Annotated in this window: 25 protein-coding genes and 1 tRNA gene; 19 read left to right on the top strand and 7 right to left on the bottom strand. The window is 61.4% G+C overall.

Annotated elements, in window-relative coordinates; genetic code table 11:
- From IP79_RS02890 to IP79_RS02870, 5 genes are all read left to right on the top strand, one after another.
- Entirely contained in the window at positions 1-1002 is a 1002-nt protein-coding gene (locus IP79_RS02890; RefSeq protein ID WP_054117717.1) for an SDR family oxidoreductase, read from the top strand.
- Entirely contained in the window at positions 1002-1388 is a 387-nt protein-coding gene (locus IP79_RS02885; protein ID WP_054118002.1) for a VOC family protein, read from the top strand. Before IP79_RS02890 ends, IP79_RS02885 begins: the two co-directional genes overlap by 1 nt.
- A 3-nt stretch (positions 1389-1391) precedes the next feature.
- Positions 1392-2492 carry a redox-regulated ATPase YchF gene (gene ychF, locus IP79_RS02880; RefSeq protein WP_054117716.1) on the top strand — a complete coding sequence of 367 codons (1101 nt, stop codon included), beginning with the start codon at positions 1392-1394 and terminating at the stop codon, positions 2490-2492.
- A gap of 59 nt (positions 2493-2551) precedes the next feature.
- Entirely contained in the window at positions 2552-3757 is a 1206-nt protein-coding gene (locus IP79_RS02875; RefSeq protein WP_054117715.1) for a nucleotide pyrophosphatase/phosphodiesterase family protein, read from the top strand.
- Between the two features lie 107 nt (positions 3758-3864).
- Complete coding sequence (locus IP79_RS02870; RefSeq protein WP_054117714.1) at positions 3865-4668, top strand: DUF1206 domain-containing protein; 804 nt, start codon at positions 3865-3867, stop codon at positions 4666-4668.
- Positions 4669-4692: 24 nt separating this feature from the next.
- On the opposite strand, the gene mutL is transcribed toward IP79_RS02870, so the two are convergent.
- Complete coding sequence (mutL, locus tag IP79_RS02865) at positions 4693-6561, bottom strand: DNA mismatch repair endonuclease MutL (protein ID WP_054117713.1); 1869 nt, start codon at positions 6559-6561, stop codon at positions 4693-4695.
- 196 nt (positions 6562-6757) lie between these two features.
- Between mutL and IP79_RS02860 the strand changes: the two genes are divergently transcribed.
- The 9 genes from IP79_RS02860 to IP79_RS15625 all read left to right on the top strand — a co-directional run bounded on the left by IP79_RS02860 (position 6758) and on the right by IP79_RS15625 (position 15627).
- Complete coding sequence (locus IP79_RS02860; RefSeq protein WP_054117712.1) at positions 6758-7801, top strand: rod shape-determining protein; 1044 nt, start codon at positions 6758-6760, stop codon at positions 7799-7801.
- 47 nt (positions 7802-7848) lie between these two features.
- Positions 7849-8787: a rod shape-determining protein MreC gene (mreC, locus tag IP79_RS02855; RefSeq protein WP_082336970.1), complete on the top strand. Its 939-nt coding sequence runs from the start codon at positions 7849-7851 to the stop codon at positions 8785-8787.
- Positions 8787-9341: a hypothetical protein gene (locus IP79_RS02850; RefSeq protein WP_054117711.1), complete on the top strand. Its 555-nt coding sequence runs from the start codon at positions 8787-8789 to the stop codon at positions 9339-9341. Before mreC ends, IP79_RS02850 begins: the two co-directional genes overlap by 1 nt.
- Positions 9341-11485 carry a penicillin-binding protein 2 gene (mrdA, locus tag IP79_RS02845; RefSeq protein ID WP_054117710.1) on the top strand — a complete coding sequence of 715 codons (2145 nt, stop codon included), beginning with the start codon at positions 9341-9343 and terminating at the stop codon, positions 11483-11485. The genes IP79_RS02850 and mrdA overlap by 1 nt, the downstream gene beginning before the upstream one ends.
- Before the next feature lie 56 nt (positions 11486-11541).
- On the top strand, positions 11542-12615 hold the full coding sequence (gene rodA, locus IP79_RS02840) for a rod shape-determining protein RodA (protein ID WP_054118001.1): 1074 nt from the start codon (positions 11542-11544) through the stop codon (positions 12613-12615).
- Between the two features lie 119 nt (positions 12616-12734).
- A tRNA-Lys gene (locus tag IP79_RS02835) sits at positions 12735-12810 on the top strand.
- Between the two features lie 124 nt (positions 12811-12934).
- Positions 12935-14182 carry a 3,4-dihydroxy-2-butanone-4-phosphate synthase gene (ribB, locus tag IP79_RS02830; protein ID WP_054117709.1) on the top strand — a complete coding sequence of 416 codons (1248 nt, stop codon included), beginning with the start codon at positions 12935-12937 and terminating at the stop codon, positions 14180-14182.
- Positions 14183-14186: 4 nt separating this feature from the next.
- Positions 14187-14606: a 6,7-dimethyl-8-ribityllumazine synthase gene (gene ribH / locus IP79_RS02825; RefSeq protein ID WP_054117708.1), complete on the top strand. Its 420-nt coding sequence runs from the start codon at positions 14187-14189 to the stop codon at positions 14604-14606.
- Between the two features lie 490 nt (positions 14607-15096).
- The gene (locus IP79_RS15625) at positions 15097-15627 is read left to right on the top strand and encodes a MarR family transcriptional regulator (RefSeq protein ID WP_197273714.1); all 531 of its coding nucleotides are present in this window, start codon (positions 15097-15099) and stop codon (positions 15625-15627) included.
- Between the two features lie 27 nt (positions 15628-15654).
- Here IP79_RS15625 and eno read toward each other — a convergent pair whose 3' ends face one another.
- Positions 15655-16941, bottom strand: a complete 1287-nt coding sequence (gene eno, locus IP79_RS02815; RefSeq protein ID WP_054117707.1) for a phosphopyruvate hydratase — start codon at positions 16939-16941, stop codon at positions 15655-15657.
- Positions 16942-17088: 147 nt separating this feature from the next.
- Here eno and IP79_RS02810 point away from each other — a divergent pair, with 147 nt between their 5' ends.
- The 5 genes from IP79_RS02810 to IP79_RS02790 all read left to right on the top strand — a co-directional run bounded on the left by IP79_RS02810 (position 17089) and on the right by IP79_RS02790 (position 19401).
- Positions 17089-17727, top strand: coding sequence for a hypothetical protein (locus tag IP79_RS02810; protein ID WP_233994054.1), 639 nt, complete (start codon positions 17089-17091; stop codon positions 17725-17727).
- Between the two features lie 29 nt (positions 17728-17756).
- A complete protein-coding gene (locus tag IP79_RS02805; RefSeq protein ID WP_054117706.1) occupies positions 17757-18200 on the top strand; it encodes a phage holin family protein in 444 nt (147 codons plus the stop codon).
- Entirely contained in the window at positions 18197-18565 is a 369-nt protein-coding gene (locus IP79_RS02800) for a hypothetical protein (protein WP_054117705.1), read from the top strand. The genes IP79_RS02805 and IP79_RS02800 overlap by 4 nt, the downstream gene beginning before the upstream one ends.
- A complete protein-coding gene (locus IP79_RS02795) occupies positions 18562-19086 on the top strand; it encodes a hypothetical protein (protein WP_054117704.1) in 525 nt (174 codons plus the stop codon). Before IP79_RS02800 ends, IP79_RS02795 begins: the two co-directional genes overlap by 4 nt.
- Before the next feature lie 84 nt (positions 19087-19170).
- Positions 19171-19401, top strand: a complete 231-nt coding sequence (locus IP79_RS02790) for a DUF4170 domain-containing protein (RefSeq protein WP_054117703.1) — start codon at positions 19171-19173, stop codon at positions 19399-19401.
- Positions 19402-19521: 120 nt separating this feature from the next.
- Here the strand turns inward: IP79_RS02790 and IP79_RS02785 are convergent, their stop codons facing one another.
- The 5 genes from IP79_RS02785 to carA form a co-directional block, all read right to left on the bottom strand.
- The gene (locus tag IP79_RS02785; RefSeq protein WP_156318045.1) at positions 19522-19734 is read right to left on the bottom strand and encodes a hypothetical protein; all 213 of its coding nucleotides are present in this window, start codon (positions 19732-19734) and stop codon (positions 19522-19524) included.
- Positions 19735-19826: 92 nt separating this feature from the next.
- Positions 19827-20303 carry a transcription elongation factor GreA gene (gene greA / locus IP79_RS02780; RefSeq protein WP_054117998.1) on the bottom strand — a complete coding sequence of 159 codons (477 nt, stop codon included), beginning with the start codon at positions 20301-20303 and terminating at the stop codon, positions 19827-19829.
- A 113-nt stretch (positions 20304-20416) separates the two neighbouring features.
- Entirely contained in the window at positions 20417-23743 is a 3327-nt protein-coding gene (gene carB, locus IP79_RS02775) for a carbamoyl-phosphate synthase large subunit (RefSeq protein WP_054117701.1), read from the bottom strand.
- Between the two features lie 154 nt (positions 23744-23897).
- Positions 23898-24437 (bottom strand): hypothetical protein, encoded by a 540-nt coding sequence (locus IP79_RS15380; protein ID WP_156318043.1) that lies wholly within the window; start codon positions 24435-24437, stop codon positions 23898-23900.
- Complete coding sequence (gene carA / locus IP79_RS02770; protein ID WP_054117700.1) at positions 24437-25723, bottom strand: glutamine-hydrolyzing carbamoyl-phosphate synthase small subunit; 1287 nt, start codon at positions 25721-25723, stop codon at positions 24437-24439. Before carA ends, IP79_RS15380 begins: the two co-directional genes overlap by 1 nt.
- Between the last annotated feature and the right edge of the window lie 135 nt (positions 25724-25858).

Here is a 25858-nt window from a genome sequence, read left to right as displayed (position 1 = left end):
ATGCCCCGCATCAACCGCCGCGCCATGCTGGCAAGCGCTGCTGCTGCGACGTTCGTCGCACCGGCCCGGGCTGCCATGAGAAGCAAGACAGCGCTGCCCGCTGATCGGGATTTCACCGGCAAAAGCGTGCTGGTTACCGGCTGCTCTTCCGGCTTTGGCAGGCTCACGGCAGAACTGCTGGCGCGGCAAGGGGCGAAAGTGTTTGCAACCATGCGCGGCCTGCCCCGTGCCGAGGCTGATCAATTGCGCATTCTTGCGTTGAACGAACGGCTGAACCTTCATGTGATCGAAATCGATGTCATCTCCGATAAACAGGTCGCCGACGGGGTTGCCGAGGCCGAGATGATCAATGGCGGCCCGATTGACGTGCTGGTGAACAATGCGGGCATCGGCATCACCTCGCCGGTCGAGGTGCAGGACATGGAGGCGACCCGCCTGATATTCGAAACCAATGTGTTTGGTGCGCACCGCATGGCCCGCGCGGTGCTACCGGGAATGCGAAAGAAGGGCGCGGGCCAAATTATCCAGATTTCAAGCCAGCTTGGCCGCGTCATCTCACCTTATTCGGGGCATTATTCCGCAACCAAATTCGCGCTGGAAGCAATGAGCGAGCAGCTCGCCTATGAACTGGTGCCACACAAGATCGACGTCAGCATCATCGAACCGGGCGGCTATCCCACAAAGGTATGGGTCAACCGCAATGCCTACACCACAGCGCTGAAGGAACGGGCCGAGGCGGTTCATGCAGATGGCTATCCGCAGCAGGTCGCGCGCATGGGGATGGAGGATGGCTCTGGCCGCAGCAATGATCCGATGGATGTGGCTCACGCCATTGCCGGCCTGATCGCCCTGCCCCCCGGCACCCGCCCGCTGCGCCTGCCGGTATCACCCGGCAACAAACCGCAGGTGCCGATCAACGAAGTCACGGCGCGGGTACAGACTGACTGGCTCGGCGGATCGCCTGCGGTCGGCCCGCTGGTGCGCGCCGTGCATCAACGGTGATGCGGCTCAATCAGGTCACCGTCGGCTGCACCGATTATGCTGCATCGGTGGCGTTTTATACCAAACTGGGCCTTACCCAGATCGTTGATGCCCCGCCGCGTTATGCCCGGTTTGAAACGCCAGGCGGCGAAACCTTCTCGATCCATCACGCCGATGCGGTCACTGCGCCAACCACTGTCGTCTATTTCGAGATCGAAGACCTTGACCAGACCGTGGCAATCCTCAAGAGCGCGGGACTGCATTTTCTTAAAGATCCCGTCGATGAAAGCTGGGGATGGCGCGAAGCCCGGATGCGCGATCCGGCAGGCAATGAAATCTGCCTGTTCTGGGGCGGTGATAACCGCCGCTTCCCCCCGTGGCGCATCGACGGCAAGACCAAGGACTAAACTATGGGTTTCCGTTGCGGTATCGTCGGCCTGCCGAATGTGGGCAAGTCCACATTGTTCAATGCACTGACCGAAACGCAGGCGGCGCAGGCGGCCAATTATCCGTTCTGCACGATCGAGCCTAACGTGGGGCAGGTCGCCGTGCCGGATGACCGGCTGCAGAAAATCGCCGCCATCGGCAAAAGCGCGAAGATCATCGAAACTCAGCTTGGCTTCGTCGATATCGCAGGCCTTGTGAAAGGTGCCAGCAAGGGCGAAGGCCTGGGGAACCAGTTCCTCGGCAATATCCGCGAAGTCGATGCCATCGTCCATGTGCTGCGCTGTTTCGAGGATGGCGACATCCAGCATGTCGCCAACAAGGTCGATCCCATCGCGGATGCCGAAGTGGTCGAGACAGAGCTGATGCTCTCCGATCTCGAAAGCCTCGAAAAGCGCGTGCCTGCCGCCGCCAAACGCGGCGCTGCGGGTGACAAGGAAGCCAAAGCGATGGCAAGCGTGCTGGGTCAGGCGCTTGATCTGCTGCGCGAAGGCAAGCCTGCGCGCCTGACCGTGCCGGGCGATGAGGAAGAAGAGCGGCTGTTCAAACAGGCACAGTTGCTCACCGCCAAGCCGGTGCTCTACGTTTGCAATGTGGCCGAGGAAGACGCGGCAGAGGGCAATGAGCTATCTGCCAAGGTGTTCGCCAAGGCGGCGGTTGAAGGGGCAGAAGCCGTCGTGGTTTCGGCCGCGATCGAGGCTGATCTGGTCACGATGCCGGTCGAAGATCGCGGCGAGTTTCTCGAAGCCTTGGGCCTGACCGAAAGCGGCCTCGCCCGTGTGATCCGCGCCGGGTACAAGCTGCTGGGCCTGAAGACCTTCTTCACCGTCGGCCCGAAGGAAGCGCGCGCGTGGACTTTCCCCGATGGCGCCAAAGCTCCGCAGGCGGCGGGCGAAATTCACACCGATTTCGAACGCGGCTTCATCCGCGCCGAAACGATTGCCTATGATGATTACGTGGCGCTGGGCGGCGAAGCGGGCGCGAAAGAAGCGGGCAAACTGCGGCAGGAAGGCAAGGAATATGTCGTGCAGGACGGTGACGTGCTGCTGTTCAAGTTCAACGTCTGAGACCCGGCGCGGGGTGCACCGTCTCGCAATTGTCGCGCGCCGCCCATAGGAGACCAGTCATGCGCCACATCCTGATCCTGCTCGCCTGCCTGCTGCTGCCCGTCTCCGCAGCGGCGCAGGAAACTCCTCAAATTGTCACCGTACTTGTCGGGATCGACGGGTTTCGGCCTGATTATCTGGACCGCAACATGACCCCGCGCCTGTCCGCGCTGGCGGCGGAGGGTGCGAGCGGCGCGATGCGGCCGAGCTTTCCGACCAAGACTTTCCCCAACCACTACGCCATCGTCACCGGCAAAGTGCCCGATCGCAACGGCATCGTCGGCAATTCGATGATCGACCCGCGCCGCCCGGGACAAATATTCAGCTTGGGCAATGCGCGGCAGGCGCTCGATCCCTTTTGGTGGGACGAGGCCGAGCCGGTATGGGTCACCGCCGAACGCGCCGGCATTCGCACCGCAACGATGTTCTGGCCTGGCAGCGAAGTGCCTTACGAGGGGCTGCGCCCTAGCGACTGGATGCGCTTCGACCAGAATGTCACCAACGTGCAGCGGGTGAATACGCTGATCGACTGGCTGCGCCGCCCTGCAAGCCTGCGTCCCGCCTTCGCGACGATCTATTTCGACACGGTCGATACGCAGGGACACCGTTTCGGCCCCGACAGTGCAGAAGCGAACGCAGCCATTGCAGAGGTCGACGCACGGGTCGGCGATCTGGTCGATGGCGCAAAGGCACTGGGGATTGCGGTCAACTGGGTAATCGTCGCCGACCACGGGATGCGACAGGTGGACGAGACGCGGGTGATCCAGCTCGACACCCTGATTGACCGGGCCAGCTACATAGCCGTCGAGACAGGGCCTTACGCCGCCATCGAGCCTGTCACCGGCACCGACGATCGTGTCGCCAACGCACTATTGGTGCCGCATGAACACATGACCTGCACCCGCAAGGAAGGCCTTCCGGCACGCCTCAATTATGGTTCCAACCCGCGCGTGGCTGCGATCATCTGCATTGCTGAGAACGGCTGGACGATCTTGTCGGGTGAGCCGAACTACCCCGTGTCGGGCGGCGCGCATGGATATGACAATGCTGATCCCGAAATGCTGGCGCTGTTCATCGCCCATGGTCCGGCCTTTGCCGAAGAACAGCGAATGCAGGTGTTCGACAACGTCGCCGTTGCCGCACTGCTGCGCGCGGCGATCGGGTTGCCGCAGGATCCCTATGCCGATGGCAAACTGGAAGACCTTGCTGACGCCCTGAGGCGATAAGTTTTCTGACCCGATTTCACGCTTTCCCTCACAATCGGAGAGCTAAATTGGAACATCGGCGGCCCCCATCCTGTTTGCCCGGCTCAAACTGAACCGGGAACGTGTTAGTGATCGATAAATCCGAGAAATTCGAATGGCTGGTGCGGGCCGGATACCTTTCGCGCGCGTTGCTGTACGTGATGCTGGGTTTCCTTGCCTTGACCAGTGCAAGCGCAATAAGCGAAGGCACCCAAGGCATCTTCCGCGCCATCGAGGACTTTCCCGCCGGTACCGCTGTTCTGTGGGTGATGGTGGTAGGCCTTGTGGCTTACGCCTTGTTCCGGTTTGCCTCACCCGTTGTCGACATCGAAAACAATGGTTCCGATGCGACCGGATGGGGCAAGCGGATCGGTCATGCAGGCTCCGGCATCGGCCACCTTGCATTGGCATGGACAGCGTACAAATTTGCAACCGGCGCATCGGAAGGCTCGGGTGATGGTGCGCAGGATGCGGCCGCAGGTGTGCTTGGGCTGCCTCTCGGCGAGATAGCCTTGGGCGCCCTGGGTCTCGCATTTTTCCTTACGTCGCTGTTTCAATTCAAAAACGCTGTCACAGCCGAATTCATGCAACGCATTGCGGGATCAGCCCCGTCTTTCACCTGCACATTGGGCCGTATCGGCTTTACAGCGCGCGGCGTGGTTTATGCCGTAATCGGATGGTCGCTGATCAAGGCCGGCTTTATGGCTAGCGGTGCGGACGGCGTCCGATCGCTTGGAACGGCACTGGCCGATCTCGCTGGCACGGGCTTCCTGTTTACCCTCACGGCGTTGGGTCTGTTGACCTTCGGCTTCTTCAGCCTGATCCTGTCGCGCTATCGCATCATCCCCGAAATCGACCCCGATACACGCATTCCGAAGTTTCGAATGGATTGATGGTGCGGCCCGGGCCACTGCGCGCTAATGCCGCCCGAACAGCTTTTCGACATCTTCCATGGACAGCTTCACCCACGTCGGCCGTCCATGGTTGCATTGGCCTGAGCGCGGCGTTGCCTCCATTTCGCGTAGCAGGGCGTTCATCTCCGCCACGCTGAGAACCCGCCCTGCCCGCACCGATCCGTGGCAGGCCATCGTCGCCAGCACCAGTTCAAGCCGTTCGGCCAGCAACAATGCGCCGCAATCTTCCTGCTTGCCGTGCTTGGCGATATCGTCAGCCAAGTCGCGCAGCAGCTTTACGCTGTCCGCTTTGGCGATTGCAGCCGGGACTGCGCGCACCAGCATCGCGGACGGGCCAAAGCGCTCTATCACCAAACCAAAGCGCGCCAGTCCCTCGGCGGCGTCTTCCAGGCGGTCGCAATCGACCTCGTCCAGCTCGACCACATCGGGCAACAGCAGGGCTTGGCTGCGGCGGTTATCCTCCCCGGCACCGGCGGCGCGCAAGCGCTCGAGCACCAGGCGTTCGTGCGCGGCGTGCTGGTCGACCAGCACCAGCCCATCGGCGGATTCGGCGACGATATAGGTATTGGCAACTTGCCCGCGCGCCATGCCCAACGGATATTGCGCTGCTTCTTCTGGCAAGGGGGCGGCTTCCTCGGCGCGGCCCTGTGGCTGCGCAAGGGGGGCGTTCCAACCGCTGTGCGCTTCGCCAAGCCGTTGCTGCGGTGCGTTCCAGTCGCGGCCGGAAAAAATGCTCGAGAGTGCAGGAGAAACCGTAGCTTCCGAAATAATCGGCTCTGCCTGCCAGCGCGCCATTGCGCCGCGATCCGGGCCTTGTGCGCTGCGCCGATCCCCGGTCCCAAGCGCCTGCCTGAGCCCGCTCACAATAAACCCGCGCACTCCCGCTGCATCACGGAACCGCACCTCGGTCTTGGCCGGGTGGACATTTACATCGACATCGGGCGGCGGCAGGTCGAGGAACAGCGCCAGCACAGCGTGGCGATCGCGCGCCAGCATGTCGGCGTAGGCCCCGCGCACCGCGCCCACCAGCAGCCGGTCTTTGACCGGACGACCATTGACGAACAGGTACTGGTGATCGGCCACCCCGCGGTTGTAAGTCGGCAGCCCCGCGACCCCGGTCAACCGCATCGCCCCGTGAGGCGTTTCCCGCACCAGTTCGATGGCAACCGAATTGTCCTTCAACTCGTGCGAGATAATGCGTGCAACGCGCACCGCCAGTTCCTCGCCAGCTTGCAAGGAAAGCACCGTTCGCTTGCCAGCGTCGCCGCCCCCGTCTTCTTTGAGCGTCTCCAGCGTGAAGCCCACATCGGGCCGGGCCATCGCCAAACGTCGCACCACATCCAGACACGCGGCATATTCACTCCGCGCCGTGCGCAGGAACTTGCGCCGGGCCGGCACCCTTGCGAACAGTTCTTCCACCCGCACCCGCGTTCCATGCGGTAGTGCGGCAGGTTCATCGGCCAGCACTGCGCCGTGATCCACAACCCGCCGCCAGCCTTCTGCAGCGCCAGGTTCTCGGCTTTCGATGGTGAGGCGCGCCACGCTGGCGATGGAAGGCAAGGCCTCCCCGCGAAAGCCGAGCGTGGTCACCAGCTCGATTGCGCCCTCAGGCCCGATCAGCGAATCGGGCAGCTTGGATGTGGCATGGCGTTCCAGCGCCAATGCCATCGCCTCCGGACCCATCCCGCAGCCATCATCGACCACCTCGATACGTTGCAGCCCGCCATCAACCAGCGTCACCCCGATTCGGCGCGCCCCGGCATCAATCGCGTTCTCGACCAGCTCTTTGAGCGCCGCAGCGGGGCGTTCGACGACCTCTCCCGCGGCAATACGGTTCACCAAAGCAGACGGGAGACGGCGGATTTCGGGCATTTGTCGCACGCTAGCCTTCGGCAGTCGCAAATTCGAGGCCCAACCCCCAGAAATCACCAAGGCGGTGGACAAATATTTTGGCGTTTTGCCTGCGGATTCGCTAGGCGCGCGGTGTGTTGTCATAACAGGGTCGATTTCTTCCGCAGCGACCGCGTGTGCAACTTGCCGGCCCACCACCACTGGAACACCACCACCGATGAGTTTTCTGTCCAACTTCTTCAGCTTCCGTTCGCAAAACATGGCGATCGATCTCGGAACCGCGAACACGCTGGTTTACGTGCAGGATCAGGGGATCGTGCTCAATGAACCTTCGGTGGTCGCAATCGAAACGATCAACGGCATCCGCCGCGTAAAAGCGGTCGGCAATGATGCGAAGATGATGATGGGCAAGACCCCCGACAGCATCGAGGCAATCCGCCCGTTGCGTGACGGCGTGATCGCTGACATCGAAGTGGCCGAACAGATGATCAAGCACTTCATCCAGAAGGTGCACGGCAAGAAAAGCATGTTCCGCTACCCGGAAATCGTGATTTGTGTGCCTTCGGGTTCGACCTCGGTGGAACGCCGTGCGATCCGCGATGCAGCTTCGAACGCTGGTGCATCGGATGTGCACCTGATCCTTGAACCGATGGCTGCTGCAATCGGCGCGGATATGCCCGTGACCGAACCTGTCGGCTCGATGGTGGTCGATATTGGAGGCGGAACGACGGAAGTTGCCGTGCTCAGCTTGCGCGGCCTTGCCTACACCACTTCGGTGCGCACCGGGGGCGACAAGATGGACGAAGCCATCGTCAGCTACGTTCGCCGCCACCACAACCTGCTGATCGGTGATGCCACCGCAGAACGGATCAAGAAGGATTACGGCATCGCCATGATCCCGGAAGACGGGATCGGCGAAACGATCACGCTCAAGGGCCGCGATCTGGTCAACGGCGTTCCCAAGGAAATCACGATCAATCAGGCCCACGTCGCCGAAGCGTTGAGCGAACCGATCGGCGCAATCGTCGAAGGCGTGCGCATCGCCTTGGAAAACACCGCGCCGGAACTCGCCGCCGATATTGTCGATCAGGGCATTGTGCTGACCGGCGGCGGCGCGCTGATCCGCCGTCTGGACGAACATCTGCGCGAGGAAACCGGCCTGCCGGTCTCGGTCGCGGAAGATCCGCTCCTGTGTGTTGCCATCGGTACCGGCCGTGCGATGGAAGACCCGATCTATCGCGGCGTGCTGATGACCGCGTAAGGCGTTCCAGCTTGGGCCGGGAAAACCGGCAGAAGGGATTTTAAGCCATGGCGCCCCCCTCATCGCGCCGGTCGGGCTTTTCCAAAAAAGCACAATTCTCGCTGTTCACCGGCTATCTCGTAGCCGGGGTAATGGTGGTGATCGGGTTGGGATTGCTGCTGCTGTCGCTGTGGCAGCCTGCGGCTTTTGCGCCGCTGCGCGGTGCGGCGAGCGATGTCGTGGCACCGGTCGGCAGCGGCAGCGCAGCAGTGCGCAACCAGTCGCAGGGGTTGTTTGCCGGCATAAGCGGCTATTTCAACGCCGGACAGCAGAACGCGGTGCTGCGCGAGGAGGTGGAAATCGCCCGCATCCGGCTGGCCGAAGCCGAAGCAGTCGAGTCCGAGAATCGGCGGCTCAAAGGCCTGCTGGGCCTGAAGGAGACGGAGGCAAAGCCGGTTGCAGTGGCGCGGCTTGTCGGATCGACAGCAACCAGTGCGCGCCGCCACGCTTACCTCAGCGCCGGTTCCGGCAGTGGTGTGAAACCCGGAATGCCGGTCATTTCCGAACGTGGAGTCATCGGACGTGTGCTCGAAACCGGGCGTGGATCGGCGCGTGTATTGCTGCTTACCGATAGCGAAAGCGTGCTGCCTGTGCGGCGAGCAAAGGGCGATGTCATTGCCTTTGCCGAAGGCCGCGGCGATGGCCTGCTGCGGGTGCGGCTGGTCAACCTTGGTGTCAATCCGCTCAAGGTCGGTGATTTGATGGTAACCAGCGGTGCAGGCGGATATTATCGCCCTGGCGTCGCGGTCGCAGTGATCAGCAGCATTACACCCGATGGCGGAATCGCCCGGCTGGTGGCCGAACCTGCGGCAACAAACTTTGTTGCCATCGAACCAGTGCACCAGCCCGCAGCAGTCGCGGTCCTTTCAGGATCGGATGCGCAGGCAGCCGGAGAAGCCCTCCCCTCTTCAACAACTTCAGCCAGTGCAACCCCGGACGCTGAGTGATGGAGCGGCTGGACTCTCGCGCCCGCTCGGACATTTACGGCAAGCGGATAAACCGTGCGCCGGATCCGTGGCGGGTGCGCAGCGTTCCATATGTCTCGATCATGCTGGCGTCGATCCTACCGGTTCTGCTGGTGGCGGACATGATGCCGCTTTTGCCGTCGCTGGCTTTTCTGATGCTTCTGGGCTGGCGGTTGGTGCGTCCCGGTCTCCTGCCGTTGTGGGCCGGTGGCCCGCTTGGCGCGTTTGATGATCTGTTCAGCGGCCAACCTTTTGGCAGCGCAATCCTGCTGTGGTCACTCGCTCTGATCGCCATCGAAGTGATCGAAAACCGTTTCCCCTGGCGCGGGTTCTGGCAGGACTGGTTTACCGCCGGCACAATCGCCCTTGCCTACTGGCTGGCGATGCTGCTGGTTTCAGGTGCGCCCTTCACACGGGAAATGCTGTTGGTGGCCTTACCGCAGGCCTTGCTGTCGATCCTGCTCTATCCGATAATGGCGCGTATGGTCGCCAGTCTTGATCGCTTCAGGCTTGCGCGGGCGCGGGTCATCAACTGATGAAAATTCCGTTTTTGCGCGATGGGCCGCAGCGCCCTTCACGAGTTATCAACGCCTCGATCCTGCGCAGCAGTTTCGATCGGCGGGCTGTGGTCATTGGCGCGGTGCAGGGCGGGATCGGGGTGCTGCTGGCGCTGCGGCTTGGTTATCTGGCGGTGACGCAAAACGAAAAGTACCGGCTGGAATCCGAAAGCAATCGCGTCAATCTGACGTTGATTCCGCCGCGCCGGGGTTGGATCCTTGATCGCGACGGCGCGCCGCTGGCATCAAACCGCGCCGATTTCCGCGTCGATCTGATTCCCGAACGATTGCGCAATCCTGATGCCACCATCGATCAGCTGGGCGAATTGCTTTCGCTTGCGCCAAGCCGGATTGCCGACATCAAGGATAAGGTCGCAACGTCGCGCGGTTTCGCCCCTGTAGAAGTCGCCAGCGGACTGAACTATGAACAATTCGCTTCATTGAGCGTGCGCTTGCCCGATCTTCCAGGCGTCGTACCCCAGCGGGGCTTTTCGCGTTTCTACCCTACTGCCTCCAGCGTCGGCCACCTGATCGGCTACGTCGGCCCGGCATCCGCCGAAGAATATGAAAAAGACCCCAATCCGATCCTGATCACACCGGGATACAAGATCGGAAAAGACGGGCTGGAAAAGCAATTCGAAAAGGAACTGCGCGGTGTCCCCGGAGCCCGGCGGGTCGAAGTGACCGCGAGTGGCCGGATCGTACGCGACCTTGAAACGCGCGAGGACATTCAGGGCGCGCCTGTCCGGCTGACCATCGATGGACCGTTGCAGGATTATGCTGCACGCCGCATCGGACTGGAAAGCGGATCGGTGGTGGTGATGGACTGCCGTTCGGGCGATCTCATGTGCATGGCATCAATGCCCAGCTTTGATCCCAATTCCTTCTCTGACGGAATCGGCGGGGTCGAATATGCCATGCTGCGCGAGGATGACCGCGTGCCGCTGCGCAACAAGGTGCTGAAAGGCCTTTATCCACCGGGGTCGACCGTCAAGCCGATGGTGTCGATGGCGCTGATGCAAGCGGGTGTTGATCCAGGCGAGACAGTATTTTGCGGCGGCGGTCTGCGCGTTGGCAATCGTGTGTTCGGCTGCTGGAACCGGCGCGGCCACGGCGCGGTCGACATGGCCAAGGGCATCTATCAGAGCTGCGACGTCTATTTTTATGCCATGGCCCAACGTGTCGGCATGGACCCGATTGCGGCGATGGCCCGACGATGCGGGATGGGGCAGGAGTTTCCATTGCCCGTCACCAGTCAGTTTTATGGCACAGTGCCCGATCCGGCATGGAAAATGGCAAAGTGGGGCCGCGAATGGCAGACCTTCGATACGGTCAATGCCACTATCGGCCAGGGCTACATGCTCTCGAGCCCGTTGCAGTTGGCTGTGATGGCATCGCGCCTGGCCACGGGCCGTCATGTGATGCCGCGACTGACGCTGAACACCAAGCCGCAGGGTTTCGACAAAATCGATTTTCCGACCGATCAGGTGGAATATGTTCGCCAGGCGATGAGCGATGTCGTCAACGGCCCCGGTACGGCGGGCCGCGCGCGCTTGCCTGTTGATGGCATCCAGATGGCTGGCAAGACCGGCACCGCTCAGGTCGTATCGCTCAGCATATCGAACGGAAAAACCGGGCCATGGAAGTACCGTGACCACGGCCTTTTCATCTTCTTCGCCCCCTATGACAACCCTCGCTATGCTGGTGCAGTGGTTATCGAACATGGCGGCGGATCGGGCGCGGCCTATCCGATTGCGCGCGATGTGATGACTTTCATGTTCAATCCCGCGAAGGGGCTCGAAGCTCTCGGCGCGTTGGAAAAGCAGTGGGGCGGCACTGCACAGCAACGGCTGGATGCGCGCTATTCCGCCTATGCTGCTGCGCGCGGCGCAACGGTCAGTCGGGCACCGCGCCGTGAAGAGGAAATCTTTGACCGCGTCGAGGCGGAAGCGCGCGCGGCGGCCACCCAGACCGAATCGATCGCGACCGAAGCGATTGCGCCCCGCCCCGAAGCAAACCCGTCGGCCCCTCCGCGCGCGGCGCCGCCAGCTGTCCCCGCTGAGACAGCGCCCACGCCATCGCCAGTTGCCGCCCCGCCCCCAACCCCGGAGACAAGCCAGTGAGCGCGATCGGCCCGCTTGGTATCGTTCCGGAGCCGATTGCCCGGCAGCCTTGGGAAATGCTGATCCCGCTGGTGCTGCTGACATCGTTCGGCGGACTAGTGCTCTATTCCGCTGGCGGCGGCGCCATGCATCCCTTTGCGGCCTCCCACTTCATTCGCTTTCTGGTGTTTGCGGTGATGACCGGCGTGATCGCTGCTATGCCACGTGATGCAGTAAGGTTGCTGACCTATCCCGCCTATGTGGGGGTCCTGCTGCTGCTGCTCGGCGTCGAGGTGGTCGGCGCGGTCAAGGGCGGGAGCCAGCGCTGGCTTGAATTCGGGCCGATCCGCATTCAGCCATCGGAATTGATGAAGCCCGCAGTTGTGCTGGCGATGGCACGCTTTTACGAAACCCTGCCGCTGGGGCTGGTTGGCACGTGGCGTTCACTGGTCCCTTCGGGGATGCTTATCGCACTGCCAATTGGCCTTGTGCTGTTGCAGCCTGATCTCGGCACATCGGTTGCCATCGCGTTTGGCGGCGTGGTGGTGATGTTCCTTGCGGGACTGCCGCTATGGTGGTTCCTGCTGGCGGGTGGCACCGCTGTGGCCGCGACACCGCTGGTCTATTTCTTCGCCCTCCACGATTACCAACGTGCGCGCGTGACTACGTTTCTCGATCCGGAAAGTGATCCGTTGGGGGCAGGATACCACATTGCCCAATCCAAGATTGCGATCGGATCGGGTGGGATATTCGGCAAGGGATTCAATAACGGCACACAGAGCCATCTCAACTATCTGCCGGAACCCCATACAGATTTCGTCTTCGCCACCATGGCCGAGGAATGGGGTCTGGTTGGCGGCATATTCGTTTTGGCGATGTACACATTGATCCTGCGCTGGGGGTGGAAGGTGTCGAGCCAATCGCAAGACCGGTTCTGCGCGCTGTTGGCTGCCGGCGCGACGGCAACGATCTTCTTCTATATCGCCATCAACCTGCTGATGGTAATGGGCATGGCGCCCGCCAAGGGCATCCCTTTACCATGGATGAGCCACGGCGGATCATCCATGATGACCAACATGATCTGCATCGGCCTGCTGATGATGGTGAACCGCTGGAACAGCAAAGCGCCGCGACGCGGCTTCTCCAGCTGATCAGAACCCGCACGCGATTAGCCCCTTGCCAACAAGCTGTGACACGCTAAATGCAGCGCCTCACGCGAATCGGGTTACGGCCTTGCCACCCCAATTCGCATCTCCGACCAGTTCGGAATGGACGCATAGCTCAGTTGGTAGAGCAGCTGACTCTTAATCAGCGGGTCCTAGGTTCGAGCCCTAGTGCGTCCACCACCCTTTCACATTAGACGATCTAAAACACCCGCTTGGGCGTAGGCGCCCTGCTTAGCATTGCCGGTATCAATTTTGCCATGCGCCTGTTGCTTGCAATCACATTGCGGTGTGATATCTGGCGCGCATGAACACATCGCTCATCACACGCGTTCGCGAACTTGTCACATCGGGTACAATGACCAAGGCCGGGTTGGCCCGCGCTGCAGGGTTGCACGCCAATACTCTGCGTGACTGCGCTGAAGACGCCTGGAACCCGACCGCTGAAACCCTCGCCAAGCTCGACGCCTTTCTCGAGGCCAACAGCGACCGTCCCGTCCTCGCTACGATCGAGGAAATCATCGACGAGGCCCGGAACGGGCGAATGTATATTCTGGTCGATGACGAGGACCGCGAAAACGAGGGCGATCTCATCATACCTGCGCAGATGGCTACCCCGCAGGCGATCAATTTCATGGCGACCCACGGGCGCGGCTTGATCTGCCTCGCGCTTGCCAAGGCGCGGGTCGACCAACTTGGCCTTGAGCCGATGAGCCGCAACAATAAGGAATCGATGCAGACAGCCTTCACGATTTCGATCGAGGCGAAGGAAGGCGTTACCACTGGAATTTCCGCGGCTGACCGGGCACGCACCGTTTCTGTCGCCATCGATTCAACCAAGGGCGCCGATGATATCGTAACCCCTGGCCACGTCTTCCCGCTCATGGCGCGCGACGGCGGCACGCTTGTGCGCGCCGGGCACACAGAGGCAGCGGTCGATATTTCGCGGCTTGCCGGCCTCAATCCTTCGGGCGTCATCTGCGAGATCATGAACGATGATGGCACTATGGCTCGGCTTGACGATCTGGTGAAATTCGCCCGCAAACATGATCTGAAAATCGGTACGATCCGCGATCTGATCGCCTATCGGATGCGCAACGATCATCTGGTCGAACGCTTGGGAGAACGCAGCTTCACCTCGGATTATGGTGGCCAGTGGCGGATGATCACCTATCGTAACCGGGTGGAAGGTAACGAGGCTTACGTCTTGCAAAAGGGGCACGTCGTGCCGGGCGAACCTACCCTCGCCCGTGTTCATCCGATCTCGGTTTTCGATGACGTCTTGGGTGCGCCGGGCGCACGCAAGCGCACGCTGCAACGCGCGATGCAGGCTATCGGAGTGCATGGCTCAGGCGTCATCGTGATCCTGACTGGCCGCGTCGGCACAGGCGAATGGAGCCGCGACGAGGAATTGCGCAGTATCGGCATCGGCTCGCAGATCCTCGTCGATCTCGGCGTTTCGGATATGGTGCTGTTATCGAACAGCCGTCCCGATCTGGTTGCGCTCGAAGGCTTCGGCCTGACCATCACCGATCACCACCCCATTCCGGAGTAACCCCATGGCCCGTATCCTGATTGTCGAAGCGCGATTCTATGCGCACCTGAACGATATGCTGATTGCGGGCGCCCGCGGCGCGCTCGAAGCGGCGGGGCATAAGGTCGAGGTATTGACGGTACCCGGCGCGCTGGAAATCCCCGGCGCCATCGCTCTGGCTGCCGAAAGTGACCAATATGATGGCTTCGTCGCCATCGGCGTCGTGATCCGCGGCGAAACCTATCATTTCGAAATCGTGGCCGGCGAAAGTGCGCGCGCGATCATGGCCCTGACAATGGACAGCATCGCCATCGGCAACGGTATCCTCACAGTCGAAAACGAAGCGCAGGCGCTGGTGCGGGCCGATCCGGCGCAGAAGGACAAGGGCGGCGAGGCAGCCAAGGCCGCGCTCGCGTTGATGGCTCTGCAAGAGCGGTTCCGCTGACAGTAAAGCTGCCACTTCGCTCTGGTTGCAACATTGTGTCCCATTTCGGGCCCGGGTCCGAAATACGTAGTTTCCCTCTGTAGATATCCATAAGGGATTAACGCGATAACGGATCAGCAACTACCGTCATCGCCCGCAGGTCGCGCGGGTGGGTAGCCTGACAGATAAAATGGAATCACACAGTGCAACACAAGACTTCGGACGCGCCGGGCGACCATGGCGTAGCTTCCATTATTGGCGTTCTCGAAGACCAGCTATCAGCCCTTGATGGGGCCGGATTTCGAATTGCAGCGGCCCATCTCGATGCAGCCATCCAGCAACTCAGGTTAGACTGCGCGCGCCGCCTGTAGTCTTTGCACCGTGCCGATTTCCCCCATTTAAACAGCGCACTCCGTATTTACCCGTAAAGCCAGACCAAGCATTTAACCCTATGTTTGCCCGGAGAAACAACAGGGCCTGACAGGGCCGGGAATTACCCGGAGGCGAACGGATGGGCGAGATATCAGGCGATGCCGCGCATTCGCGTCAAGAGTGCAGCCTTGCAGAACAACAGGCAGTGCTTGATCCTCTCGCCGATGAATTGATGGCCATCGCCTTGCGCCTGCGAAAAGCGGCATTGCTGCCTGAGCGTGAAGACGCGGTGATTGACCGCCCTTCCCCGCGCGCCGCTCGCAGTACCTGCACCCATCTTGCTCTGGCGCGCAAGGCATATGCATTGCGGCGCAAACGGGCAGCTATTTTCGGCAATCCCGACCTGTTCGGAGAGCCTGCCTGGGACATCCTGCTCGATCTGTTCATCGCTCACGCCGAAGGCAAGGCGGTTTCTGTATCAAGCGCGTGCATCGGTTCCGCATCTCCAGCCACCACCGGACTGCGTTGGCTGGGTGTGCTGGCCGATGAAGGCCTGATCCAGCGCGAAAACGATGCTGACGATAACCGCCGGGTGCTGGTGCGCCTGTCAAAGGCTGGGCTCGCAGCTATGGAACGGTTTTTCGATGCAGAGGCCGAAGCGGGAAGTTAACCTCCGCCCCTGTCTGGATAACGCTATTCAGCATCGCCCTCCGAAACAACCACGCCCGGCATAGATCGCGCTGTCGCCCAGCTCTTCCTCAATGCGGATCAGCTGGTTATATTTCGCAAGCCGGTCGGACCGCGCAAGCGATCCGGTCTTGATCTGCCCGCAGTTGGTGGCAACCGCCAGATCGGCAATCGTCGCATCCTCGGTTTCGCCCGAACGGTGGCTCATCACACACGTGTAACGCGCCCGGTGCGCCATATCGACCGCGGCCAATGTTTCCGTCAGCGTGCCGATCTGGTTGACCTTGACCAGCAGCGAATTGGCCAGCCCCTTGGCGATACCGTCGGAAAGGCGCGCGGGGTTGGTCACGAACAGATCATCACCCACCAATTGGACATTGTGCCCGATCTTCGCGGTCAGCGCGGCCCAACCCGCGAAATCATCCTCGCTCATTCCGTCCTCGATTGACCGGATCGGATATTCAGCAGTGAGCTTGGCGAGGTAATCGGCCATCTCTTCGGGCGAAAGGCTTAGCCCCTCGCCCGAAATTTCGTATTTGCCGTTCTTGAAGAACTCGGTCGCGGCACAATCGAGCGCCAGCACGATATCTTCGCCCGGCTTGAACCCGGCCTTGGCAATCGATTCCATGATGAAATCGAGCGCAGCGCGGGTGCTGGCGAGATCGGGTGCGAAGCCGCCTTCGTCGCCGACGCTGGTGGCCAAGCCCTTCTGCGCGAGCCCCTTTTTCAGGGTGTGGAACACTTCCGCCCCCCAGCGAACCGCTTCGGCGAGGCTATCCGCACCGACGGGCATGATCATGAATTCCTGAATATCGATCGGGTTGTCAGCATGCTCGCCACCGTTGATGATATTCATCATCGGCACCGGGAGCACGTGGGCCGACACACCGCCAAGATAGGAATAGAGCGGCAACCCGCGAGCATTCGCTGCCGCCTTGGCCACCGCCAGCGATGTGCCCAGGATCGCGTTCGCGCCCAGACGGGCCTTGTTGGCAGTGCCATCAAGCGCGATCAGCGACAGATCGATGTCGCGCTGGTCTTCGGCATCGAAATTGTCGACCAGCAGTTCGCGGATTTCGGTGTTGACGGCTTCCACCGCCTTGAGGACGCCCTTGCCGAGGTAGCGCGCGGCATCGCCGTCACGCAATTCCACCGCCTCGTGCGCGCCGGTCGATGCGCCGGAGGGCACAGCCGCACGCCCGAAACTGCCATCATCCAGCAGCACATCCACCTCCACAGTGGGATTTCCGCGGCTGTCGAGAATTTCGCGGCCGTGCAGATCGATGATGGCAGTCATGTTTGGCTCCAGCAGGAATGTGTAGTAGTTTAGTAAGACACTTTTGGATGATTCTGGGTGCGCCTTGGTGGTCATGGCCCTATGCTTTGGAACATTTCCGCGCAAGCGCACTTCAGTCCTGCATACGAACACATAGTTGATGAGAGCATGACAATGGCAAACGAAACCACCAATGGCGCAGTGACCCCCAAGGCCCGCAAGACCCCTTCGGCCCCGGCCAAGGGCGGCGCCACCAAATCAAAGACATCGGTCAAGGCAAATCCGGTGAAGACCGCTGCGACAAGCGCTGGATCCACTTCCGCATCACCCCCCGTCGTCGAAGCCAAGACTCGTTTCAACGCTGCGCTTGAAGAAGCAAAGGCGGGCGCAGCGGCGCTTCGCTCCGAAGCTGAAAACCGCCTTGGTGCTGTAAGCACACAGGCCAAGGGTAAGGGCACCGATCTGGTCAGCGAAGCCAAGGTATACGGCGAACAGGCCATGGGCAAGGCGGGCGATCTTGCGGTCGAAGGCAAGCAGGTTGCCAGCGATGCTATCGCCTCGCTCGGCAAGGTTGTGGGCGAAAGCGCCACCCAGATCGATGAAAAGCTGGGCGAACAATACGGCGACTACGCCCGGAAGGCTTCGCGCACGCTGGCAGAAACATCGGCCAAGCTGGAAGCCAAGAGCGTCGAGGAACTTGGCGAAGATGCCCGCACCATGGTGCGCAAAAGCCCCGGCGTTGCCGTGGGTGTTGCCGCTGTGGTCGGCTTTTTCATCGCCCGTCTGTTCACCAGCAAGCGGAGCTGATCGCAGGCTGGCGTTGGCAGGGATACGTGATGGATAACAACGAACCCGGCCCGCTGCGGCCGCTGGATGATCTTGCCGAAATTCCCGGAAGCGAACCAGCGCTTCCGGAAAATATGGATGGCGAAGGCGAAAGCGGCTTTTCCGAACTGCGTGATGACATAAGCGCACTCGTCGAAGATGCGCGCCTCTACGCGGAAGCAGAGGTCGCCTTTCAGAAAACCCGTGCACAGTTGGCGGGAAAACTGGCTGGCAGATCGCTGGTGCTATTGGTTCTGGCACTGGTGCTGCTGCACATCGCGCTGATCGCTCTGGCTGTGGGTGTCGTTATAGCGCTTGCCCCGTATGTGACAATCTGGGGCGCGATTGCGATTGTGGTCGGGGTGCTGCTGATTGGTGTTGCCGTGCTGGTCTATTCCGCGATCGGCAGTGGCAAGCAGGTTGGCGCAATGTTCGGATCGGATGATACGCCATGAACCGTCTGCCCCAACGCTTCATCGAAGACCGCGCGTTGCGCGATGCCGCCCGCGCAGTTCTGGTCGATGACGTCGAGCGGCTGCGCGAAAGCCTGAGCGAACAGAGCATTACAAGCCGGGTATCGTCAGGCGTTACTAGCACCGTCAGCCAGCGGATCCGCACCGGAGCCGATGATCTGATCAAACAGGTTGGCGACCAGAAAGGCTGGGTGGCGCTGCTGGTCGGTGTGATCGTGCTGTGGTTTACCCGCGGCCCCATCCTCGATTGGCTCGATGAAATCGTCGGGTCTGATGACGAGGACCTAGCCAGAGACGACGACGGCAACACGCTTGCCTCCCCCGCGACCGAAGGAGACCCCGAATGACCGACCAGCCCCCCATCCCCGCCGACAGCAAGCGTGATAGCTTGCGTGCCCGGATCGACGCGGCTGAGCGCCGCAATGCCGACCGCACCCTCGCCGATCAGGCGCGTGAAGCAACTGATGCGGCAGTGGAATATACCAAGGCCCACCCGCTGACCGTGATCGGTGGCGCGGTAGCGGCAGGACTTGTCATCGGCCTGCTCACCCGTCCCGGCCGGCAGGTTGCCCGCCGCGTGGTGAACAGCGCCACCGACGCGGTTAGCGGTGCTGCTTCAACCGCGTCCTCCAGCGTGAAGGGGGTAACATCTCGCGGCGGTTCGCGGATTGGCGTCATGCTCGGCGAAGCTGTGATCGGCTATATCATGACGGCAATGGACGAAGCTGCCGATGCCGCACGCGCAGGGCAAAACCGCGCCGGTGAACTCACCGATACGGCCAGCACGCAGGTGCGCGATCTGGCCCGAAAGTCGCGTGCGAAGGCCGATAGCGTGGTCGCCGATATCAAGCGCAAGACCAACCGCTGACAGGCATTTTCGCGGAGGGAGGCTTGCCCTTGGCGCAGCAGGCGTTAAGGGGGCGCCCATCCTTCCTCCCCAAGGGCTTGTATCATGGCAGAAACCACCCCCTCCCAGCGGCTCCACCTCGTGATGGGCGGACGCGTGACCGATCCGCGCGCGATCGAGTTCCAGGATCCGGAAAGCATCCACGTTGTCGGCGTCTACAGTTCGTATGAGGCCGCGGTCGAGGCATGGCGCGCACAGGCGCAGCGCACAGTTGACGATGCCGAGATGAAGTATGTGGTGGTTCACATCCACAAGCTGCTGACGCCTGAAGACTGAGGCCATCCCTGCCCGTTTGCCGTAATGTTTCACGTGAAACACCGGACAGAGCGGGCCGGGACAGGGTCTAACAGGGGTCTAAACGAGGCTAGAGGGGGTCTAGACGGGGTCTAGATCGACCTAGCGCAGCGCTGCGAAAGCTCCGGCAGCGGCCACGGCAAGCATGGTCAGCACCGCTCGCGTGCGGCGATCGGAGCGATGTTTGCCCCATTTCGCCTCATCCAGATACCAGCGCCCTTGCCCGTCTGTCTTGAGCACATCCGCGCCCTTCAGCCGGTCGAATGCCCGCTTCTGGCCTGCCTTCACCGGAACAAAGGCAATGGCATCAGCCATGCTGATCGCACCCTCAGCCACAAAATGAGCGGCAAGCTGGCGTTCGGCAACGGGTCTGACAGGCGCAATCGGCATGACAGACCCGATCGCGGCTAGATGAATTCGATCTTGTCGACGTGGTAGAACCGCTCGCCCGAAGGCACGGTCACTTCGATATCGTCACCCACCTGCTTGCCGATCAGCGCGCGCGCCAGCGGCGAGCTGTAGGAGATGCGGCCCTTGTTCGCATCCGCTTCGGTCTGGCCGACGATCTGGTACTTGATCGGCTTGTCGTTATCATCGAGCAGCGTCACGGTTGCGCCAAAGATGATCCGGTCGCCCGAAAGCGTGGCTGGATCAATGATCTGGGCGCGGCTGACCATGCCTTCGATGTCGCCGATCATGGCTTCGACCTGGCCCTGGCGTTCCTTGGCCGCATGATATTCGGCATTTTCCGAAAGGTCGCCGTGGGCGCGCGCTTCTTCGATCGCTTCGACGATTTTCGGGCGTTCTTCGCGCAGCATTTTGAGGTCAGCAGTCAGCCGCTCATACCCCTCGGCCAGCATCGGAACCTTTTCCATCGTCGCCATCATCCTGTTCTTTCGTTCGTTTTTTCGAACATCCACCCGTCTATCGGAAAAGCGAACCCGGCCGTTCAAACTTTACGGCTCAGACTGCTTTCGATGTGGGGGAGAAGGCTCAGTCAGCTTCCATAATAGTCCTGCAACGACCGGACTTCAAGCTGATCGGGGCTAATCGTCGAAATCGCTGCCGCTGCCGCGACACTGCCCGCCGCCGTTGTGTAGTACGGCACCTTGTTGGCAAGCGCTGCCTGACGGATCGATTTGCTGTCCATCAATGATTGCCAACCTTCGGTGGTGTTGAAGATCAGCGCGATATCGCCGTCGATGATGCGGTCGACGATATGCGGCTGTCCTTCGGCAACCTTGTTCACCCGTTCTACCGCAAGGCCCTGTTCGGCAAGGAAACTTTGCGTGCCATCGGTGGCAATGATGCGGAAGCCCACTTCGATCAGGCGGCGCACGGCGGGGACGATCACTGTCTTGTCGGTGTTCTTGACCGAAACGAACACCGTGCCGCTGCGGGGCAGGATCATCCCGGCCCCGATCTGCGATTTCAGGAAGGCGGCCTCGAAACTCGCGTCGATCCCCATGACCTCGCCGGTCGATTTCATTTCCGGGCTCAGCACCGGATCGGCACCGGGGAAGCGCGCCCACGGGAACACTGCTTCTTTCACCGCCATATAAGGCAGATCACGCTTGAACGGCGGGAAGGCGGCCAGCTTTTCGCCCGCCATCACCCGCGCCGCGATCTTGGCGACCTGCTGGCCGATCGCCTTGGCGACAAAGGGCACCGTGCGGCTGGCACGCGGGTTGACCTCGATCAGGTAAACCTCGCCGTCTTTCACCGCGAACTGGATGTTCATCAGCCCGACCACGCTCAATGCATGGGCGAGCAGTTCGGCCTGACGTTCCATCTCGGCGATGATTTCGGGCGGCAGCGAATAGGGCGGCAAGGTGCAAGCACTATCGCCCGAATGGACGCCCGCCTCCTCGATATGCTGCATCACGCCCGCGACGCGCACTTCCTCGCCATCGCACAGCGCATCGACATCGCATTCGATGGCGTCACGCAGGTACTGGTCGATCAGCACCGGGCTATCGCCTGACACGTTCACCGCGGTGGCAATGTAGTTATCAAGCTGCGCTTCGCTGTCGACGATCTCCATCGCGCGGCCGCCCAGCACATAGGACGGGCGCAGCAGCACCGGATAGCCGATGCGTGCTGCCACAGCAGCGGCTTCATCGCGGCTGCGGGCGATGCCGTTATCGGGCTGCTTCAGCTTCAGCTTGCTCACCAGCTTGGCGAAGCGTTCACGGTCTTCGGCCAAGTCAATCGCATCGGGCGATGTGCCGAGGATCGGGATGCCCGCATCCTCCAGCGCCTGCGCCAGTTTCAGCGGGGTCTGCCCGCCGAACTGCACGATTACGCCCACCAGTTCGCCGTTTTGCTGTTCCACCCGCAGGATTTCCAGCACGTCCTCGTCGGTCAGCGGCTCGAAATACAGCCGGTCCGATGTGTCGTAATCGGTCGAGACGGTTTCGGGGTTGCAGTTGACCATGATCGTCTCGAAGCCCTGCTCGGCCAGCGCGAAACAGGCGTGGACGCAGCAGTAATCGAACTCGATCCCCTGCCCGATCCGGTTCGGCCCGCCACCAAGGATCACGACCTTGCGGCGGTCGGATGGCATGGCCTCGCATTCGGCCTCACCGAAGCTGGGGGCTTCGTAGGTCGAATACATGTAGGGTGTGATCGCCTCGAACTCGGCAGCGCAGCTGTCGATGCGTTTGAATACCGGGTTCACACCCAGCTTTTGGCGCAAGGCGCGCACTTCGGCGGCACTGGTGGCACCGGCCATGGCGACCAGAGCATCGTGGAGCAGGCCGGAACGCTTGGCCTGCGTCTCCCCCATGCCGCCCGCAACGCCGACCGAGCGGACGGCAAGCGTGGCAAGGCGCTTGTCCGAAAAGCCCATCGCTTTCAAGCGACGCAGGCCCGCCGCATCGCGGGGCAAGCCATCTTTCTGCACTTCGCGCTCGGCATCGATGATGCCTTCGATCTGGCGCAGGAACCACGGATCGTAGAATGTGACGGCGGCGATATCCTCGACGCTGAGACCTTCGCGGAAAGCCTGCGCGACCTTCAGCAGCCGGTCAGGCGTGCGGCGCGACAGGGCGGCATTAATGACATCGCGCGGCTGGCCTTCCAGCTCGATCACGCGGTTGAACCCGTCGAGCCCGGTTTCCAACCCGCGCAGGGCCTTCTGCATGGATTCCTGGAAATTGCGGCCAATCGCCATGACTTCGCCCACGGATTTCATCGCGGTCGAAAGATCGGTCGCCGCGCCCTTGAACTTTTCGAAGGCGAAACGCGGGATCTTGGTGACGACGTAATCGATGGTCGGTTCGAAGCTGGCAGGGGTTGCGCCGGTGATTTCGTTGGTGAGTTCATCCAGCGTGTAGCCGACCGCCAGTTTCGCCGCGACGCGGGCGATGGGGAAGCCGGTGGCCTTGGATGCCAGCGCTGATGAGCGCGACACGCGCGGGTTCATCTCGATCACGATCAGGCGGCCATCCTTGGGATTGACCGCGAACTGCACGTTGGAACCGCCGGTTTCCACGCCGATTTCGCGCAGGCAAGCAATGCTCGCGTTGCGCATGATCTGGTATTCCTTGTCGGTCAGCGTCAACGCCGGGGCGACCGTGATGCTGTCGCCGGTGTGGACGCCCATGGGATCGACGTTTTCGATGGCGCAGATGATGATCGCGTTATCCTTGCGGTCGCGCACCACCTCCATCTCGAACTCTTTCCACCCGAGCAGCGATTCCTCGATCAGCACTTCGGTGGTGGGCGAGGCGTCGAGGCCTTCGCGCACGATCTGGTCGAATTCCGCCTTGTTATAGGCAATCCCGCCGCCCGTGCCGCCAAGCGTGAAGCTGGGACGGATGATCGAAGGCAGGCCCGTGCGTTCGAGGATCACGCGCGCTTCTTCGAGCGTGTTGGCGACGCCGCTGCGGGCGCTTTCCAACCCGATGCTGGTCATCGCATCGCGGAACCGCTGGCGGTTTTCGGCCTTGTCGATCGCGTCCGCTTTCGCGCCGATCATCTCGACGCCGTATTTCGCCAGCGTGCCGTCCGCATCCAGCGCCAGCGCGCAGTTCAGCGCGGTCTGCCCGCCCATCGTCGGCAGCAGCGCATCGGGCCGTTCCTTGGCGATGATTTTGGCGACGATATCGGGCGTGATCGGCTCGATATAGGTGGCGTCGGCGAACTCGGGATCGGTCATGATCGTCGCGGGGTTGGAGTTGACGAGGATGACGCGGTAGCCTTCCTCCTTCAACGCCTTGATCGCCTGCGTGCCGGAGTAATCGAATTCGCAGGCCTGCCCGATGATGATCGGGCCAGCGCCAATGACGAGGATCGAGGAAATGTCTGTTCTTTTGGGCATTTAGCTCAACTTCGCTACTTGGTTCCCCTTCCCTGAGGGAAGGGGTTGGGGATGGGTGTACCACAATGGCGGAAAAGCGACTGCCCAGCCTCGCGCGGAACCTGCGCTATAAGGGGAAGAGAGTTCTGGGCGATCAGGAATGCGTATCTCGTCATTATGTCGTGCAGCGAGTTACGTGGGCGGTTACCTTGGAAATGTTGGCCGACGAAATGTGAGATTTTAGTGAAGTCCAAAGACCATAGAGCTCTCCTTCGGGAGAGACTGTCACGACGTATGTCGAAGTCACACCTGTGGATGGATAGGTTTCAATAATTCCGAATGATCCGGTCTCTGGGTCAAGGAACGAAAAGGAAAGGATGCCACCATCATCCTTAGCACTGATAAATTCACCACGAGCATCAAGAAAGAGCACGTTTGGCTGGTTATCTGGTGCAACCACGAAAACAAGTCGCCCAGCCGATATCGGGTCGTTTTGCCATCCCTCGTGTCGAGGCCAAAGATAATACCCCTGCCCGTCTGACGGACCACAAACGGCAAGAATGGCAGAGCCCTCAGGAAGTGTGCTTTGAGCGAGGCTTTTTAAGGCTCGCAATTCGTCCTCAGTAACATGTGTTTTCTGCGCCACGGTTGGTGGACTAATCACCATGTAAATTGTCGCCAGAAGCACCCCTAGTATGCGGCTAAAATTAATCATCACCCCAGCCCCCCGACAAACTTCTCGAACAGGTAGAAACTATCCTGCGGCCCCGGGCTTGCCTCGGGGTGATACTGCACCGCAAAGGCCCGCTTGCCCTTGATCGCAATGCCGCAATTCGTCCCGTCGAACAGGCTCACATGGGTCTGTTCGACATTCTCCGGCAGGGTCGCAGCGTCCACCGTGAAGCCGTGGTTCATCGAGGTGATCTCGACGAGGCCCGAAGTCTCCCCCCAGCCCTCGCCGACGCGCTGCACCGGATGGTTCGCGCCGCGGTGGCCCTGGTGCATCTTGATCGTCTTCGCGCCCGCCGCCAGCGCCAGCAGCTGGTGGCCCAGACAGATGCCGAAGATCGGCATGTCGGCATCGAGCAGAGCGCGGATCACCGGCACCGCATATTCTCCCGTCGCCGCCGGATCGCCGGGGCCGTTGGAAAGGAATACGCCATCGGGCGCGAGCGCCATCACATCATCGAACGAAGCCTTGGCCGGCACCACCGTCACCCGCGCTCCGGCCTTCACCAGATTGCGGAAGATGTTGTCCTTGGAACCATAGTCGATGGCGACGACATGGGGGAGTTTTCCTTCATCCGTTCGTGCTGAGCTTGTCGAAGCACTGTCCTTTTCTTCGGAAGAGAAGTGCAGCCCTTCGACAGGCTCAGGGCGAACGGAAGTGGGTGACGACTTGGTCCAAGGCGCGCGGCCATATCCCTTGCCGAGCGTCCAGTAACCGCCCTCCCAGCTTTCATGCTTCTCGCGGGTAACTCGCACCGCAAGGTCCATGCCTTCCAGCCCTGCCCAGCCCTTGGCGCGTTCGATCAGCGCGGGGATGTCGAACTTGCCGTCCGGTGCATGGGCGATCACGGCGTTGGGCGCGCCGGTCTGGCGGATGCGGCGGGTCAGGGCGCGGGTGTCCACGCCGCTGAGGCCGATCTTGCCATTGCGCACCATCCACTCGCCAAACTTCTCGATCGAGCGGAAGCTGGAAGGCTCGGTCACGTCTTCACGCACCACGCAGCCGACCGCGCCTTCGACCTTGCTTTCAACATCCTCGCCGTTCGCGCCGACATTGCCGATATGCGGGAAGGTGAAGGTGACGATCTGCGCCGCGTAGCTGGGATCTGTCATCACTTCCTGATAGCCGGTCATCGCGGTGTTGAAGCACACCTCGCCCACCGCCACGCCCGCCGCGCCGAAACCGCGGCCCCACACCACCGTACCATCGGCCAGAACGAGGACTCCCGTAGCGCCATCAGGTTGCGCACGGAAAGATGCGGGGTCGGCCATTGGGGGCGCTCCGTTTGAGTAAAAGCCAGCGATGTTGCTAAGTTTTGCGCGCTAAGGCCCGCAGCCCTCCGCGTCAACCTAGGCTTGGCCCTCTATTTGCGTTAGAGGCGCGCCCGACAGTTCAATCCACAGGAA

The sequence above is a fragment of the Porphyrobacter sp. AAP60 genome, from assembly GCF_001296025.1.
Lineage (GTDB): Bacteria > Pseudomonadota > Alphaproteobacteria > Sphingomonadales > Sphingomonadaceae > Erythrobacter.
The sequence above is the reverse complement of the archived record's forward strand: the minus strand, read 5'-3'. Positions and strand labels throughout refer to the sequence as shown.

What these genes read in the sequence shown, in the direction of transcription:
- IP79_RS02875 (WP_054117715.1), top strand. Translation starts at nt 2,552, where the DNA reads ATGCGCCACATCCTGATCCTGCTCGCCTGCCTGCTGCTGCCCGTCTCC.
- mreC (WP_082336970.1), top strand. Translation starts at nt 7,849, where the DNA reads ATGGCGCCCCCCTCATCGCGCCGGTCGGGCTTTTCCAAAAAAGCACAA.
- mrdA (WP_054117710.1), top strand. Translation starts at nt 9,341, where the DNA reads ATGAAAATTCCGTTTTTGCGCGATGGGCCGCAGCGCCCTTCACGAGTT.
- IP79_RS02890 (WP_054117717.1), top strand. Translation starts at nt 1, where the DNA reads ATGCCCCGCATCAACCGCCGCGCCATGCTGGCAAGCGCTGCTGCTGCG.
- IP79_RS02860 (WP_054117712.1), top strand. Translation starts at nt 6,758, where the DNA reads ATGAGTTTTCTGTCCAACTTCTTCAGCTTCCGTTCGCAAAACATGGCG.
- ribB (WP_054117709.1), top strand. Translation starts at nt 12,935, where the DNA reads ATGAACACATCGCTCATCACACGCGTTCGCGAACTTGTCACATCGGGT.
- IP79_RS02805 (WP_054117706.1), top strand. Translation starts at nt 17,757, where the DNA reads ATGGATAACAACGAACCCGGCCCGCTGCGGCCGCTGGATGATCTTGCC.
- greA (WP_054117998.1), bottom strand. Translation starts at nt 20,303, where the DNA reads ATGGCGACGATGGAAAAGGTTCCGATGCTGGCCGAGGGGTATGAGCGG.
- ychF (WP_054117716.1), top strand. Translation starts at nt 1,392, where the DNA reads ATGGGTTTCCGTTGCGGTATCGTCGGCCTGCCGAATGTGGGCAAGTCC.
- ribH (WP_054117708.1), top strand. Translation starts at nt 14,187, where the DNA reads ATGGCCCGTATCCTGATTGTCGAAGCGCGATTCTATGCGCACCTGAAC.
- IP79_RS02790 (WP_054117703.1), top strand. Translation starts at nt 19,171, where the DNA reads ATGGCAGAAACCACCCCCTCCCAGCGGCTCCACCTCGTGATGGGCGGA.
- IP79_RS15380 (WP_156318043.1), bottom strand. Translation starts at nt 24,437, where the DNA reads ATGATTAATTTTAGCCGCATACTAGGGGTGCTTCTGGCGACAATTTAC.
- IP79_RS02800 (WP_054117705.1), top strand. Translation starts at nt 18,197, where the DNA reads ATGAACCGTCTGCCCCAACGCTTCATCGAAGACCGCGCGTTGCGCGAT.
- carB (WP_054117701.1), bottom strand. Translation starts at nt 23,743, where the DNA reads ATGCCCAAAAGAACAGACATTTCCTCGATCCTCGTCATTGGCGCTGGC.
- IP79_RS15625 (WP_197273714.1), top strand. Translation starts at nt 15,097, where the DNA reads ATGGGCGAGATATCAGGCGATGCCGCGCATTCGCGTCAAGAGTGCAGC.
- rodA (WP_054118001.1), top strand. Translation starts at nt 11,542, where the DNA reads ATGCTGATCCCGCTGGTGCTGCTGACATCGTTCGGCGGACTAGTGCTC.
- IP79_RS02795 (WP_054117704.1), top strand. Translation starts at nt 18,562, where the DNA reads ATGACCGACCAGCCCCCCATCCCCGCCGACAGCAAGCGTGATAGCTTG.
- carA (WP_054117700.1), bottom strand. Translation starts at nt 25,723, where the DNA reads ATGGCCGACCCCGCATCTTTCCGTGCGCAACCTGATGGCGCTACGGGA.
- mutL (WP_054117713.1), bottom strand. Translation starts at nt 6,561, where the DNA reads ATGCCCGAAATCCGCCGTCTCCCGTCTGCTTTGGTGAACCGTATTGCC.
- IP79_RS02810 (WP_233994054.1), top strand. Translation starts at nt 17,089, where the DNA reads ATGACAATGGCAAACGAAACCACCAATGGCGCAGTGACCCCCAAGGCC.
- eno (WP_054117707.1), bottom strand. Translation starts at nt 16,941, where the DNA reads ATGACTGCCATCATCGATCTGCACGGCCGCGAAATTCTCGACAGCCGC.
- IP79_RS02785 (WP_156318045.1), bottom strand. Translation starts at nt 19,734, where the DNA reads ATGGCTGATGCCATTGCCTTTGTTCCGGTGAAGGCAGGCCAGAAGCGG.
- IP79_RS02885 (WP_054118002.1), top strand. Translation starts at nt 1,002, where the DNA reads ATGCGGCTCAATCAGGTCACCGTCGGCTGCACCGATTATGCTGCATCG.
- IP79_RS02850 (WP_054117711.1), top strand. Translation starts at nt 8,787, where the DNA reads ATGGAGCGGCTGGACTCTCGCGCCCGCTCGGACATTTACGGCAAGCGG.